Here is a 15,331-nt window from a genome sequence, read left to right as displayed (position 1 = left end):
ATTCATCCATGACTACCGAAGATACCCAGGCCCGCAAGGCGGACCAGCATGTGGCGCCACAGGCGGACCACGGCGATCAGGCAAAAACCATCGTCAACTATATCGCGCAGTTGCGCGCATGGCTCTTCCTTGCCGCGCTGATCGTGACGTTCGAGATCTGGGCACGCATTGATTTCGGCGGCACCTTTATCGGCTCGTCCTTCAACTGGCAATCGGTCGCGGTTTTTGCCGTGGCACCGCTATTGCTGGCGATCGGCCAGACCTTCGTCATCATATCCGGCGGCATCGACCTTTCAACCGGCTTCATCATGGGTCTTGCGGCGGTCGTTGCTGCCCATATCACCAATATCGCCGGTCTCTATATGCCGCTGCCGATGGCGATGGTGCTCGGTATTCTCGTCGCGATGCTCGCCGCCACCGTGCCCGGCTTCATCAATGGCCTCTTGATTTCCCGCCTCAAGGTTCCACCTTTCATCGGCACGCTCGGCATGTTCGGTGTCGCCCGTGGCACGGCCTTTCTTCTGGCCGGCGGCACCACCGTTCCGGTCAAGAACTCGTATTTTGCCGAACTCGGCAATGGCCGCTTCTATGGTGTGCCCTATCTCGTCATTGTCGCCTTTATCTTCGTGCTGATCATGCACTACCTGCTGAGCCAGACACGCTTCGGTCAGCACAATTATGCGATCGGCGCCAATGCGCAGGCGGCGCGGCGCGCCGGCATCGATATCAAGTCTCATCTGCTGCGGCTCTATATGCTCTCGGCGGTCTGCGCCGGTCTCGGCGGCGCGCTTTATGCTGCCCGTTTCACGGCTGGTGCTGCCCAGGCCGGTGAGCCGCTGCTGCTCGACAGCGTGGCCGCGGTCGTCATCGGCGGCGCCAGCCTGTTTGGCGGCTCGGGAACGATCATCGGCACGGTCGCCGGGGCGCTCGTCATTGCCGTCATCCAGTACGGTCTGGTTTTCATGAATGTCGAGCCGTTCTGGCAGTTCATTGCCGTCGGCATCGTCATCATCATTTCGGTGCTTATCGATCAGGCGCAGCGCCGGTTCAGCGGAGCAAAACAGGATGAATAGCGCAACGCCCCTTCTCGAAGTCCGCAACCTGTCGCGTTATTTCGGTGCCGTCCACGCTCTGGATAATTGCTCCCTGGTCGTCCACCCCGGCGAAGTCGTCGCGCTGGCGGGAGACAATGGCGCCGGCAAGACGACGATGATCAAGGCGATCTCGGGCGTCTATCCGCCGACATCAGGCGAAATCCTCATCGAAGGAAAGCCCGTTACCTTCTCCTCGCCACAGGATGCGCGGGAAAAGGGGATCGAGACGATCTATCAGGATCTGGCGCTTGCCGACAATCTGACGATCGGCGCCAATATCTTCCTTGGCCGCGAGCCGATGAAGAAGCTCTTCGGCTTCTTGCCGGTCATCGACCGAAAGGCGATGGCGGAGGCCGCGCGCACAACGATGGCGCAGCTCGATTTCCATGTGAAACGGCTCGACGCGCCGGTCAGCAACTTCTCCGGCGGCCAGCGTCAGGCGGTGGCGATCGGGCGTGCGGTCTATTGGAACGCCCGCATCCTGATCATGGACGAGCCGACAGCAGCCCTTGGCGTGCCGGAACAGCGCAAGGTCGTGGCGCTGATCAAGTCGCTGAAAGCGCAGGGACGCGGCGTGGTCTTCATCTCGCATAATCTGCAGGACATCTTCGCCGTCTCCGACCGGATCGTCGTCCTTCGCCGCGGCATCGTCGCGGGAGAGCGTAAGATCAGTGAGACCACGCATGAGGAAGTCGTCAAGCTGATGATCGGCGGCTAGGCTCGCCGATCATGTCCATCGTCAGGCGACGCCCAGATGCTGGCGGGTGAAGGCGATCAAGCTTTCTATATGGAGAGCGACGGCGTCGCGGGTCTGTTCCGCGTCGCCACGTTCCACGGCCTCGATGATGACGAGGTGCTCGGTGGAATCGGGCTTCAGGCGATCCTTCAGGCGGTCGATCTCGAACAGGCGCGTGGTGGCGCGCAGCTCCCGTAGCACCTTCGCCATGACGGTATTTCCGCAGTGATCGATGATCAGGTTATGCAGATTGTCGTCGGAGACCCAGTGCGCGTCGGTATGATAGGCGGTCGCATCGAGAAGTTCATGGATCTCGCGCCGTACGGCGATCAGTTGCCGGCGCGGAATGTTGGGGATCGCCAGCACTGCCGCCTCGGGCTCGATCAGCAATCGCAGCCGCAGGCTTTGCAGATATTCACCGATATCCACCTGACGCACGACGTAGTTGCGGCCATCACCCTTGCGCACCAGCCCTTCGCCTTCCAGCCGCTGTAGCGCTTCCCGCAATGGGGTGCGGGAAATGCCGAGGGTTTCAGCGAGCCTGGCCTCAACGATGACCTGTCCGCCCTTCAATCGGCGATGGCGGATCATGTCGGAAACGGCTTTGTAGGTCAGCGAGGCAAGATTGTGCTGTCCGCCCGTGGACGACGGCGTCGCCGGCATGATTGAAGTATCTGTCACCCTTACCTCATTTCCCGTGCTGCCCGCATTTCGCACGACAACGCACTTTCTTCGTATAGGCAGCTGTTACATATGATAGCCGATCTCGCAAAGAAGCAAAAAGGGAACTCATGGACGATCGCCTGAACGACGAGGGAGAGGCAAGCCTTGCCGACGAAACCTATCGTCTGCTTTTAGCCGACATTCTCTCCGCCCGGCTGGTGGGTGGGTCGGTGGTGCAGCAAAGGCGGCTTGCAAGCAAGCATGCCGTGTCGCGCTCTCCGATGCGCCACGCACTCGGCCGCCTCGAAGGGGAGGGCCTGCTGGTCCGCAACGACAAGGGCGTGCTTTGCGTCCGGGTCATAACGCTGAAGGATTATCTCGACAGCCTGGCGATGCGGATGCTGCTCGAGCCGAGCGCTATTGCCCTGGCGGCTCCGCATATAGCCGAGGAGGAGTTGGCGTCGCTATCGTCAATGCTCGATGCGATCGAGGCCGAGCCGGATCCGGATCCGGAACTCGTCTGGCAGTTTGACGATGCGCTGCATGGATCGATCGCCGCCGCCAGCGGCAATCCCTTCATGGCAGCCACGATTGGTGAGATGCGGCGCTATACCACGATTTTCGAAAGGCAGATGGCGGTGGTCCGAGCAAAGCCCGGCGTTGCCGAGCATCGGGCTATCCTGGTCGCCCTTTCGGCGCATGATTCCGATGCGGCGCGGCAGGCCATGGCCCGCCATCTTGAAGCCGTTCGACAGGGCGTTCTTACAAATTACTGAGGGGTCTCAGCAGCAGCTCTTGCATCAGTGGTAAAATTTTGTATAAAAGTGGGATCCCAGATGAATGCAAACTTTGGGACGCCAATAAGAAAACCAGCTCCAGAGGTCATCATGCTCCGAATTCAATTGTCCCGCGGCGTTCTCGCCGCTTCATTTCTAGCCCTGACAACATCGTTTGCCCTTGCGCAATCCTGCACGCCGAAGGTTGCGGCCGGCGAGCTGATCACGCCCGGCAAGCTCACCATGTCAACCAATCCGACATTGCCGCCCTTGCAGTTCATCGACTCCAGCGGTGACCTGAAGGGGATGCGCGTCGAGCTCGGCACCGAGATCGCCAAGCGTCTCTGCCTCGAGCCGGAATATGTCCGCATCGAGTTCTCCGCCATGGTGCCCGGCCTGCAGGCTGGCCGTTGGGACATGATCAACACCGGCATCTTCTTCACCGAGGAGCGTGCCAAGATCATGCAGATGATCCCCTACGAGGATCAGGCGATCAGCGTTTCGATCGCGCCGAATTCGACCAAGAAGGTCGCCAGCAAGGACGATCTGGATGGCATGACGATCGGCGTAGAAATCGGTGGCTTCGAAGAAACCAAGACGCGCCTCCTCGACAAGGAATTGCGCGATGCCGGCAAGAAGGGCCTGACGATCCAGACCTTTGACAATTTCGCGCTCGCCTATCAGGCCCTGCGTGCCGGCCAGGTCGATGGCGTGGTGTCGATCGATGCCGTCGCCAAGGACTATGATGCGCGCGGCGACTTCAAGCGTGCTCTGAGCGGCCTCTATCCCGCACCGGTCGCTGTTGCTTTCAAGAGCCCGGCGCTTGCCGATGCCGTATCGGCGACGCTCAAGGAAATGAAGGCCGACGGATCGCTGAAGGCGCTGTTCGACAAGTACGGATTGCCTATGGTGTCCGGTGATTATTCCGTGAAGGGTCCCGGCCGCTGATCGGCCTGATCGGTTCATCGGAATGGCGATGCGCGGATCTTCCGCGCTCGCCTTGAGCAGAAAGTTACGTTCATGACGCTTTGGAGCTGGTCGGGTTTCTTCGGATACCTGTTTAATCCCTTCATCCTCGGTGGGGTCTTCACGACCATCTGGCTGACCGTCGTGTCGCTGACGGCGGGTCTTATCCTCGGATTTGTCCTTGCCCTGATGCGGCGATCACCATTCCGGTTGGCCAAGACACTCGCCAAGATCTACATCTGGCTGTTTCGCGGCACGCCGTTGCTCGTCCAGCTTATCGCTCTCTATACGGCGCTGCCGCAGTTCGGCATTCGCTTCACCGTGATCGAGGCGGCCCTGATCGGGCTCGCGCTCAACGAAGCCGCCTATCTCGCGGAAATCATCCGTGCCGGCATCGAGGCTGTCCCGGAAGGGCAGGCCCGCGCCGCCCGGGCACTAGGGATGACGGAACGGCAGATCATGCGCCATATCGTCATGCCGCAAGCCTTCAAGGTGATCATCCCGCCGCTCGGAAACTCCGTCAACGGCCTGTTGAAGACGACCTCCGTGACCTCGGTCATCTCCATGGAGGAACTTCTGAGGCGCACCCAGGTGCTCATCCAGGAACACTTCATGGTGCTGGAGCTCTTCGCGGTGGCGGCCATCTACTATCTTCTTCTGACCACGCTCTGGGATTTCGTCCAGAACCATATCGAGAAGCGCTTCGGTCAAGCCACCAACTCACGGCTTTCCGTCACCGAAAAGCGCTAGAACCAGGATATCAGACATGACTAGGAAGTTTCGCGGTGTCTATACCGTGATGATCACGCCGTTGGATGCGAACGGCGCCGTGGATCTGAAGGCGCTGGCCGCCTTTACCGACTGGCAGGTCCGCGAGGGCATTCATGGCCTCATCCCGCTCGGGTCGACCGGCGAGTTCCTGTCGCTGAGCGAAGAGGAACGCGATGGCGTGGCACGCACGGTCATCGAAACCGTCGCTGGCCGTGTTCCGGTGTTGATCGGCACCGGCGCGGAAGATACGCGCGAATGTGTTCGTCTCAGCCAAAAGGCGGAAGCCATGGGCGCCGACGGCGTCATGATCATTCCGCCCTTCTATTCCACGCCGACGGATGACGAGCTGGTCCATCACTACCGCACCGTCGCATCGGCGATTTCCATTCCGATCATGGTCTACAACAACCCGGCAACGGCTAATGTCGACCTAAAGCCGGAGCTGGTGAAGCGTATCGCAGAGATCAAGGGCTGCGACTATATCAAGGAATCCACCCTCGAAGTGACGCGGGTGCGTGACATCATCCGTCTGGCGGGCGAGAATATGACTGTCTTTGGCGGCATTCTTGGCTTTGAATCCTTCGTAATGGGAGCGGAAGGCTGGGTCGCCGTCGCTTCGAACGTGGCGCCAGGACCGATGGTGCGTATTTTCGAGCTTGCTGCAGATGAAAAGAAGACAGATGAGGCGCGCGCGCTTTACCTGAAGTGGCTGCCGATCATCCAGGCGGTCGGCGGGCAGGCCTATGTCGCCGGTTCGAAGGCGCTGCTGACGCATATGGGCTTTGCTGCCGGCACGCCACGGCCGCCGCGCCTGCCGCTGCCGCCCGAACAGGATGCCGCCATGAAAAAGCTGGTTTCGGACTTTGGTCTGACGTTCAGCACCTGAGGATCGAGTAATGTCCGCCTCGCATGCCAACCCGCATTCCGGATCGGAACCACCCGTCGAGTTCTTCCTCGACGGCGTGGCTTTCCATGCCGAACGTGGCATGACGATCGCCGCGGCGATCGAGGCTGGTGGGCGGCATGATTTCTCGCGAGGCCTCAAGGGCGAGGCGCGTGGCCTCTTTTGCGGCATGGGCGCATGTCACGATTGCCTCGTCACGGTCGATGGCAGGGTCAGCCAGCGTGCCTGCATGACATCGATCACGGAAGGAATGCAGGTGCGCCGGCCGGCTTCAAAGCCGGCGCCCACGGCGGACCATGCCGACCTCTGCGAGGTGCCGGCGGAGATCCTCTGTCTCGAGATGGACGTGCTGGTGATCGGCGCCGGGCCAGCTGGCCTGGCTGCCGCCGAGGTGGTCGCGAACGCCGGAGCGAGCGTGACATTGGTCGACGAGCGCGCTATCGCTGGCGGACAATATTTCAAGCAGCCCTCGACGTCGAAGGCGGCATTGCGTCTTGGCGACGATGAGCAGGCCCGATCGGGTGCCGACCTGATCCGGCAAGCCCAAGCCGCCGGGGTGTCGATGATTGGTGGAACGCTCGTCTGGGGCGCGGAGAATGGCGAGACCGGCGCAAAGATTGCCTGCTACGGTCCGCAAGGCGCCTTTTACTGTAAGCCCAGAATGATCGTGATCGCGACGGGGGCCTATGAGCGGCCGCCGGCCATTCCCGGCTGGACACGCCCTGGCGTCATGACCGCTGGTGCGGCGCAGACGTTGCTGAGAAGCTACGGCACGGTGCCCGGCGGACGGATTGTCGTTGCCGGCAACGGTCCCCTTAATATCCAAGTCGCCAATGAGATCCGGAAGGCCGGCGGCTCCGTCGTCGCGCTGGTGGAAACCGCTCCCGCGCCGTGGAAACAACCGCTGGCGGCGCTCAAGCTTCTGGCGGCGGACAAAGCGCTTGCGATCGGCGGGTTGCGGCAGGTCGCCGCTTTGCGGACGGCCGGTATTCCGATTCTGTGGGAAAGCCGGATTGCATTGATGGATGGGCAAGCCGGCGTCGAGGCCGTCACGGTCAACGGACCGGACGGCGAAGCGAGACTTGAGGCCGATACCGTTCTGATCGGTGGCAGCTTTGCGTCCTCGAACGAACTTTCCAGATTGCTCGGTTGCGGCCATGAGGTCATCGATGGCGATCTCGTTGCCATCACTAGGGATGATGGCGAGACCACGCTTGCCCATATCCATGTGGTCGGAGAAGCCGCCCGCTTTGGTGGCGCGCATATTGCCATGGCGCAAGGCCGGCTTGCCGGGATTGCCGTGGCGCGCAAATTGGGCTTCGACGTCACGCCCGACGCAGGCGCCGAACGCAGGCTGGCGCGGCATCGGGCCTTTCAGGCGATGCTTTGGACGGTCTTCAAACCAGCTCGCCCGATAGACGACAAACTGCCACCTGACGATGCCGTCATCTGTCGCTGCGAAGGTGTCACCTACGGCACGCTGAGGGCGCTTGGCGAGAACAGCGCCAAGGATATTGCGACGCTGAAGCGGTTGTCGCGTGCCGGGATGGGGCGCTGCCAGAGCCGTTATTGCGGCCACGCGATCGCGGCCGTCGCGGGAGAAACTCGCACGTCCGGAGAGACACGCGGCTTTCTGGCGCCGCAAATGCCATTGCGGCCGGTGCCGCTGGCAGCGCTTGCGGTCGAAAAGCCCGAGTGGGGTGGCCATAGGCGGGCGCTATTGCCCGAAAAACCGCCGCTCGAAAGCCGCGAACCGCTGCCGCTGTCGCAGACCTCGACGCTGGTCATCGGGGCAGGGATTGCCGGGCTATCGACGGCCCTCTTTCTCGCCCGTGAAGGCGAAGAGGTCACCGTGTTGGAGCGCGCCTTTCCGAACTCGCTGGCCTCGGGCGGCAATGCGGGTAGTCTGCATGCGCAGCTCCTCTCCTTCGATCATGGCGCCCGCGCCGAAGGCGGTGGCAGCGCGGCGGCGCAGACGCTGCCTCTGCAGCGCGATTCCATCGCCCTTTGGGCAGCCCTGCAGGATGAACTTGGCTGCGATTTCGAAATGAAGGTGACGGGCGGTCTGATGGTTGCCGAGACCGAGGCGCATATGCGCTTCCTAGCCGAGAAAGTCGGCGTCGAGCAGCGGGCCGCCATTGATTGCAGGCTGATCGGCCAGGCGGAATTGCGAGCACTGGAACCGGCCCTGTCGCCAGATTTTGTCGGTGCCGCCTATTGTTCGCAGGAAGGCAAGATCAATCCGTTGGTCGCAACCCAGCACATTCTTGAAGCGGCGCGAGCGAAGGGCGCCCACATCTTCGAGACATGCGAAGTCCTTCGCATTCAAGCCGTTCCATCCGGCTTCGACGTCACCACGTCGCGCGGCACGATCCGCGCAAAACGTATCGTCAATGCGGCCGGCGCCTTCTCGTCGCGTATCGGATCGATGCTCGGCCTGGATATTCCGGTCTTCGGCGCGCCGTTGCAGATGGTGGTGACGGAAGCTGCCGCGCCCCTGATCTCCTGCCTCGTCGCTCATGCCGACCGTCATCTGACCTTGAAGCAAGCGGCCAACGGCAATTTCATCATCGGCGGCGGCTGGACGGCCGGCCTCGACCCGGTGCATCAGCATCCAAGGCCGCTGCTGTCGAGCCTCGAAGGCAATCTCTGGGTTGCCCAGCATGTGGTCCCGGCGCTGCGCAAGCTGCATATCATCCGCAGCTGGGCGGCGATGAACATCAATATCGACGGCGCGCCGATCCTCGGCGAGCATCCGTCGCAGCCCGGCTATTTCAGCGCCGTGACATCCAACGGCTATACGCTCGGCCCGATCGTCGGCCAGTTGACCGCCCAACTCGTCCTTGGCCGAGAGACCGGCAGAGCACTGCAACCTTTTTCCATCACTCGTTTCGCGAAAGGCCGCTCATGATCGAAATCAGTGGCGTCTCCAAATTCTACGGCAATTACGAAGTCCTGAAGAATTGCTCCGTCAATGTCGATCGCGGCGAGGTCGTCGTGGTCTGCGGCCCGTCGGGCTCCGGAAAATCGACGCTGATCAAATGCGTGAACGGACTGGAGCCTTTCCAGAAGGGCTCCATCCGCGTCCACGGCATCGAGGTGGGCGATCCGAAGACGGATCTGCCGAATCTGCGCACCCGCATCGGCATGGTCTTCCAGAATTTCGAGCTTTTCGCGCATCTGACCATCATCGACAATCTGATGCTGGCGCAGAAAATCGTGCTCGGGCGCAGCGAGACGGCCGCAAAAGCTAAGGCCATGCAGCTTCTCGATCGCGTCGAGCTTGCCGATCATGCCAACAAGTATCCGAGCCAGCTTTCCGGTGGCCAGCAGCAGCGTGTGGCGATTGCCCGGGCACTCGCCATGGACCCCTTGGCGATGCTCTTCGACGAGCCGACCTCGGCGCTCGATCCGGAGATGATTTCCGAAGTGCTTGACGTCATGACCGGTCTTGCGAAGGACGGCATGACGATGATGGTCGTCACCCATGAGATGGGCTTTGCCCGCCGCGTCGCCACCCGCGTGATCTTCATCGATCAGGGCGAGATCGTCGAGGACCGCCCCAGCGAGGAATTCTTCGCCGGCAAGCATAATCCGAGGACGGAAGCGTTCCTCGGCAAGATACTGCAACACTGAGGAAGCGATCCATGTCCGATTTCAATCTCATCATTCAGAACGGCACGGTTGCGACCGCGTCCGACGTGTTCAAGGCCGATATTGGCATCCGCGACGGCAAGATCGTCCAGATCGGTGAAAACCTTTCAGGCGCTGAGCGCATCGTCGACGCGTCGGGCAAGTACGTGCTGCCGGGTGGTATCGACAGCCATGTGCATATCTCGCAGCCATCTGGCGACGGTATCGTCATGGCCGATGATTTTGCCAGCGGCACGCTGTCGGCGGTCTTCGGCGGAAACACGACCCTCATGCCGTTCTGCCTGCAGCAGAAGGACATGTCGTTGCGTGAAGCCCTGACGGCCTATCACAAGCTCGCGGACGGCGAATGCTATACGGATATCAGCTTCCACCTGATCGTCTCGGATCCGACGGAAGCGGTTCTCGGCCAGGAGATCCCGGCACTGGTCGCGGATGGCTACACCTCGCTGAAGGTCTTCATGACCTATGAGGGCCTGCGGTTGAGCGACGGGGAGATCCTGAGAACGCTCGACGTGGCGCGGCGCACCGGCGCCACCGTCATGGTCCATTGCGAAAACGAGGATGCGATCCGCTTCCTGATCGACAAGCACGAGCTGGCGGGCGATGTCGCCCCGCGCGCTCACGCCTCGACCCGGCCGATCGCCGTCGAACGTGAGGCGACGCACCGCGCCCTGTCGCTTGCCGAGATCGTCGATATCCCGATCGTCATCGTTCACGTTTCGAATGGCGAAGCGATGGAGGAGATCATGAGGGCGCGGGCGCGCGGCATCAAGGTCATTGGCGAAACCTGTCCGCAATATCTGACGCTGACCGCCAAGGATCTTGACGGAATGGACTGGGAAGGCGCCAAATTCGTCTGCTCGCCGCCGCCGCGCGACGAGGCAGCGCAGGCCGATTGCTGGCGCGGGATCGAGACGGGTGTGTTTGAACTCTTTTCCTCAGATCATTGCCCGTTTCGCTACGAGGATGAGCGCGGCAAGCTGAACCCGAAAGGCAGCACCAATTTCCGGCATATTCCGAACGGCATCCCGGGCGTCGAAACCCGTCTTCCGATCCTGTTCTCACAGGGCGTGATGACCGGCCGGATCGATCTTCCGCGCTTCGTGGCGCTGACCTCGACGAACCATGCCAAGACTTATGGTCTCTATCCGCAGAAGGGCACGATCGCGATCGGCGCCGATGCCGATATTGCCATATGGGATCCAGCCATTACCCGCACAATCCGCCATGCGGACCTGCATGACGGTGCCGATTACTCACCCTATGAGGGGATGGAGATCAACGGCTGGCCGGTGACCACAATCGTCGCAGGCAAGATCATGGTCGATGACGGCGTGCTGGTCGGTTCGAAGGGACACGGCAAATATCGTTCCGCACAGACGGGACCGATAAACGACATTACCAACGCAAGGAAAGACATCCGATGAAATTAAAAATTACCGCCGGCCCCTTCGAATTCGATGCCGTACTTGAAACTGCGAAAGCTCCGAAGACCTCGGAGGCTTTCCTGAAGCAGATGCCGTTCGAGGGCCAGATCGTGCATGTCCGCTGGTCGGGCGAGGGCGTCTGGATTCCGCTAGGAGACCTCGATTTCGGCGTCGGATATGAAAACCATACCAGCCATCCGGCACCGGGGCATATCCTCCTCTATCCGGGCGGCATCAGCGAAACCGAAATCTTGCTTGCCTATGGCGGCGTCGATTTCTCCTCGAAGATGGGCCAGCTTGCCGGCAATCACTTCATCACGGTAACGTCCAACCTCGACAAGCTGCCCGAACTTGGCCGTCTTACCCTGTGGGAAGGTGCGCAGAAGATCCGTTTCGAGACGGTCGAGGGCTGAGGCTCCGCTAGTGAACCGCGATCACGGACATCGAGATGGTCCGTGATCGCTTGCTTGATCGGCGCGTAAACGCGCACTATCCGATCGACATCAGGCTCGCATTCCCGCCCGCTGCGGCTGTGTTGATGGAGGTCGTCACCTCCTCCAGCAGCCAGTTGAGGCAATAGGCATCAGGCCCTTTCGCGATTTCGTCGCTCGATGCGCCCTGGACAAGAACCAACGGTCCCGGAAGAGCTGCAATCGCCTGCACCGCTGCTTTTATCCTGTCCGCGTCACCTTCGATCAGCGCGCCCGCAAAGGGGCCATCCGCTGCCCAATCGTTCGACCAAGCGATACGGCTTGCGACCCTCTCCGGCAGGCCGCGAAGCTCGTCCTGAAGCGCGGAGGCGGCGTCCACCACGATGGAATTGCCGGTGGCAAGGGCTGCCGCAAGCTGAACGCAGAGGCCCAGCGCCGTCTGCGGCACGAGCAATATCTTCCCACGAGGATGCAGTTGGTAAAGGTTCAGCTCGCCGACGGGGCCGGGTAGTTCGATGTTGAGGCCCAGCGATGACCCGCTGGCAATGGCTCGCGCCCGCTCGGCCGTTTGGGGTGCTCCCTTGCCGTCGAGCCAGGTGAGGAAGTCGCTTGCGGCCTGATCCATCTTGACGCTCGCATCCCGAAGCGGCTCGGTCGGGGAGGCGACCAGCCGGCGAAGATAGAGGGGGCCGCCGGCCTTCGGCCCGGTGCCGGAAAGGCCGCGCCCGCCAAATGGCTGGACACCCACCACCGCGCCGATGATGTTGCGATTGACGTAGAGGTTGCCTGCCTTCACGCGCCCAGTGACATGCGCGATGGTCCCGTCAAGCCGTGTGTGCAGCCCGAAGGTCAGACCGTAGCCCGAGGCGTTCACCGCATCTATCAGCTTGTCGAGCTTCTTGCGTTGGTAGCGGATGATGTGCAGCACCGGCCCGAACACTTCCTTCTTGAGATCTGCCAGGTTCTTCAGCTCGATGATCGTCGGGGCGACGAATGTCCCCTTTGCGGCGGCGGGTGGAAGGTCGAGTTGCTGTACCTTGCAGCCAAGTTCGCGCATGCTTTCGATATGCCCGTCGATGCTCTGCTTGGCGTTGTCATCGATGACGGGACCGATATCGATAGCCAGCCGATCGGTGCGGCCAATCGACAATTCACCGAGCGCACCACGCAGCATGGTCAATGTCCGGTCGGCGATCTCCTCCTGCAAGCAGAGAACGCGGAGGGCCGAGCAGCGCTGTCCGGCGCTGTCGAAAGCCGAGGCGATGACGTCGCCGACGACCTGTTCGGCGAGCGCCGAGGAATCGACGATCATGCCGTTCTGGCCGCCGGTCTCGGCAATCAGCGGGATCTGCTTGTTGAATTTCGACAGCCTCTCGGCGAGTTGCGCCTGGATGAGCCGGGCCACTTCCGTCGACCCGGTGAACATTACGCCTGATGTTTCCGGGGCGCCCACGAGGGCAGCACCCGTTCGGCCGCTACCGGGCACGAACTGGAGCGCGCCCCGCGGAATTCCCGCTTCATGAAGGATGCGAACGCCTTGCGCGGCGATCAGCGGCGTGACGCCGGCCGGCTTGGCGACGACCGGATTGCCGGCGACAAGCGCGGCCGCGATCTGACCGGTGAAAATCGCCAGCGGAAAATTCCACGGGCTGATGCAGACGATCGGGCCGAGCGGAACGCTATCGGGTTTCAGCACCTTGCGCGCCTGTTCGGCGTAGTAGCGCAGGAAGTCGATGGCTTCCCTGACTTCGCCGATGGCGTTGGCCGCGGATTTTCCGGCTTCCCGCATCACCAGGCCGATCAGCGTTTCCATCTCCACCTGCATCAGGTCCGCCGCCCGTTCCAGCCGAGTCGCCCTGTCCGCTGGGCTGACGGCGGCCCATTCCGCAGCCGCTTCAGCTGCAAGACGCATCACGATGGCCGCATCATCGGTGGCCAATTCGGTGACATGACCGACAAGATCGGAATGATCGGCGGGATTGAGGACCGGCCGGGTTTTTCCTCGTGCGGACCCATCCGCGAGCAGGGGCTTGGCGACCCATTCCGTCGCCGCCGATGCGACCAGGCGCTTGGCAAGGCCCGCGAGCGATGTTTCGTTTGACAGATCGATACCGGCCGAATTCCTGCGGACGTCATGGAACAGATCGGCGGGAAGGGCGATCTTGTCGTGTTGCGCGCCGACGATCTGCATCGAGAGCACCACTTCGACCGGATCGGCAATCAGGTCTGCGACCGGGACGGCGGGGTCGGCGATCTTGTTGACGAAGGAGGAGTTGGCGCCGTTTTCAAGCAGGCGCCTGACGAGATAGGCAAGCAGTGTTTCATGTGTACCGACGGGCGCATAGATCCGGCAGGGACGATCGAGATTGTCGCTGCCGACGACTTCCTCATAAAGCGGCTCGCCCATGCCATGCAGGCATTGGAATTCATACTTACCGACGGAAAAATCGCTGCCGGCCATGTGATGGATCGTCGCCAGTGTCTGCGCATTATGCGTGGCAAATTGTGGGAAGATCAGATCGGTTGCCGCCAGCAGCTTCTTGGCACAGGCGATGTAGGAAACGTCGGTATAGACCTTGCGGGTATAGACGGGGAAGCCGTCCAAGCCGTCGACCTGGGCGCGCTTGATCTCGGCGTCCCAATAGGCGCCTTTCACCAGACGGACCATCAGCCGGTGCCCCGAGCGGCGGGCGAGATCGATGATGAAGTCGAGGACATAGGGGCAGCGCTTGCCATAGGCCTGGACGACAAAGCCCATGCCGTTCCAGCCGGCAAGATCGGGGTCGAGGCAGAGTTCTTCCAGAAGGTCGAGCGACAGCTCAAGCCGGTCGGCCTCCTCGGCATCGATGTTGAGGCCGATATTGTATCTCTTGGAGAGAAGAGCCAGCGCCTTCACCTTCGGCAGCAGTTCGCCCATCACCCTTTCGGTCTGCGAGCGCGCATAGCGCGGATGCAGGGCGGACAGCTTGATGGAGATGCCGGGGCCTTCGTAAACGCCGCGGCCCGCCGAAGCCTTGCCGATCGCGTGGATGGCGGCTTCGTAGTCGCGATAATAACGTTCGGCGTCGGCCTGCGTCGTCGCGGCCTCACCCAGCATGTCGTAGGAATAGCGGAAGCCCTTGGCTTCGAGCGTGCGGGCGCGCCGCAGCGCCTCGTCGATCGTCTCGCCGGTGACGAATTGCTCGCCCATCATCCGCATGGCCATGTCGACGCCACGCCGAACGACCGGCTCGCCGCAGCGCGCGATCAACCGCGTCAGCGCGGCCGACAGCCCCTTGTCGTTCACGGTCGAGGTGAGCTTGCCGGTAACGACCAGTCCCCAGGTGGCGGCGTTGACGAACAGAGAGCGACCGCCGCCCAGATGCGACTTCCAGTCACCGTCGGCGATCTTGTCGCGGATCAGGGCATCGCGCGTGGCGGTGTCCGGAATGCGAAGCAGGGCTTCGGCGAGGCACATCAGCGCCACGCCCTCCTGGCTCGACAGCGAATATTCATGCACCAGACCTTCGACGCCGGTTCCCTTGTGTTTGGCGCGAAGAGCTTCGATCAGTATGCGGGCGGTCTCCTTGACGGCATCCCGGACGGTGGCTGGCAAGGTTGCTGCCTCGAGCAGGGGTGGCAGGCATTCCGTCTCCGGACGCCGGTAGGCATCGGTGATTGCCCGCCGGAGAGGACCTTGTTCGCGGATCGGCGGCGCGAATTGTGCGAATGGCGGGGCGGGCGGCGGTGTCGGCTGATCGGCAAGTTTGGCGGTGGCTGTCATGGTAACCTCGAGGTGCAATGGTCTGAAATGCCGATCGCCTGTTAGGCGTCTGTTGCCTGGCCGGAAGGACGCTCCGGTTGCTTCGAGAGACTATATCTTAGCCCGAAAGGGCGTTCTGCCTTGAATTTACGAAATTGCAGTCATAT

The 15,331-nt window shown here is 61.8% G+C and carries 12 protein-coding genes; 10 read left to right on the top strand and 2 right to left on the bottom strand.

Going from position 1 to position 15,331, the window contains the following annotated elements; all coding sequences use genetic code 11:
• Nucleotides 1-8: 8 nt before the first annotated feature.
• Both AC1RO0_RS12670 and AC1RO0_RS12665 read left to right on the top strand, forming a co-directional pair.
• Nucleotides 9-1,073, top strand: coding sequence for an ABC transporter permease subunit (locus tag AC1RO0_RS12670; protein ID WP_498593219.1), 1,065 nt, complete (start codon nt 9-11; stop codon nt 1,071-1,073).
• Nucleotides 1,066-1,812 carry an ATP-binding cassette domain-containing protein gene (locus tag AC1RO0_RS12665; protein WP_498593218.1) on the top strand — a complete coding sequence of 249 codons (747 nt, stop codon included), beginning with the start codon at nt 1,066-1,068 and terminating at the stop codon, nt 1,810-1,812. Before AC1RO0_RS12670 ends, AC1RO0_RS12665 begins: the two co-directional genes overlap by 8 nt.
• Nucleotides 1,813-1,833: 21 nt before the next feature.
• Here the strand turns inward: AC1RO0_RS12665 and AC1RO0_RS12660 are convergent, their stop codons facing one another.
• Nucleotides 1,834-2,493, bottom strand: a complete 660-nt coding sequence (locus AC1RO0_RS12660; RefSeq protein WP_498593378.1) for a GntR family transcriptional regulator — start codon at nt 2,491-2,493, stop codon at nt 1,834-1,836.
• 128 nt (nt 2,494-2,621) lie between these two features.
• Between AC1RO0_RS12660 and AC1RO0_RS12655 the strand changes: the two genes are divergently transcribed.
• From AC1RO0_RS12655 to AC1RO0_RS12620, 8 genes are all read left to right on the top strand, one after another.
• Nucleotides 2,622-3,269, top strand: a complete 648-nt coding sequence (locus AC1RO0_RS12655) for a GntR family transcriptional regulator (RefSeq protein ID WP_498593217.1) — start codon at nt 2,622-2,624, stop codon at nt 3,267-3,269.
• A 111-nt stretch (nt 3,270-3,380) separates the two neighbouring features.
• Nucleotides 3,381-4,217 carry an ABC transporter substrate-binding protein gene (locus AC1RO0_RS12650; RefSeq protein ID WP_498593216.1) on the top strand — a complete coding sequence of 279 codons (837 nt, stop codon included), beginning with the start codon at nt 3,381-3,383 and terminating at the stop codon, nt 4,215-4,217.
• 72 nt (nt 4,218-4,289) lie between these two features.
• Nucleotides 4,290-4,985, top strand: coding sequence for an amino acid ABC transporter permease (locus tag AC1RO0_RS12645; protein ID WP_015917887.1), 696 nt, complete (start codon nt 4,290-4,292; stop codon nt 4,983-4,985).
• A gap of 16 nt (nt 4,986-5,001) precedes the next feature.
• The gene (gene dapA / locus AC1RO0_RS12640; protein ID WP_498593215.1) at nt 5,002-5,892 is read left to right on the top strand and encodes a 4-hydroxy-tetrahydrodipicolinate synthase; all 891 of its coding nucleotides are present in this window, start codon (nt 5,002-5,004) and stop codon (nt 5,890-5,892) included.
• 10 nt (nt 5,893-5,902) lie between these two features.
• Nucleotides 5,903-8,821, top strand: coding sequence for an FAD-dependent oxidoreductase (locus AC1RO0_RS12635; protein ID WP_498593214.1), 2,919 nt, complete (start codon nt 5,903-5,905; stop codon nt 8,819-8,821).
• Nucleotides 8,818-9,546, top strand: a complete 729-nt coding sequence (locus AC1RO0_RS12630; RefSeq protein ID WP_498593213.1) for an amino acid ABC transporter ATP-binding protein — start codon at nt 8,818-8,820, stop codon at nt 9,544-9,546. The genes AC1RO0_RS12635 and AC1RO0_RS12630 overlap by 4 nt, the downstream gene beginning before the upstream one ends.
• Before the next feature lie 11 nt (nt 9,547-9,557).
• Nucleotides 9,558-10,991, top strand: a complete 1,434-nt coding sequence (hydA, locus tag AC1RO0_RS12625) for a dihydropyrimidinase (RefSeq protein WP_498593212.1) — start codon at nt 9,558-9,560, stop codon at nt 10,989-10,991.
• Nucleotides 10,988-11,404, top strand: coding sequence for a DUF3830 family protein (locus tag AC1RO0_RS12620; protein WP_498593211.1), 417 nt, complete (start codon nt 10,988-10,990; stop codon nt 11,402-11,404). Before hydA ends, AC1RO0_RS12620 begins: the two co-directional genes overlap by 4 nt.
• A gap of 76 nt (nt 11,405-11,480) precedes the next feature.
• On the opposite strand, the gene putA is transcribed toward AC1RO0_RS12620, so the two are convergent.
• Complete coding sequence (gene putA / locus AC1RO0_RS12615) at nt 11,481-15,185, bottom strand: trifunctional transcriptional regulator/proline dehydrogenase/L-glutamate gamma-semialdehyde dehydrogenase (RefSeq protein ID WP_498593210.1); 3,705 nt, start codon at nt 15,183-15,185, stop codon at nt 11,481-11,483.
• Nucleotides 15,186-15,331: the final 146 nt, after the last annotated feature.

It is taken from the genome of Rhizobium sp. GW821-FHT14E12 (genome assembly GCF_058803745.1).
The sequence above is the reverse complement of the archived record's forward strand: the minus strand, read 5'-3'. Positions and strand labels throughout refer to the sequence as shown.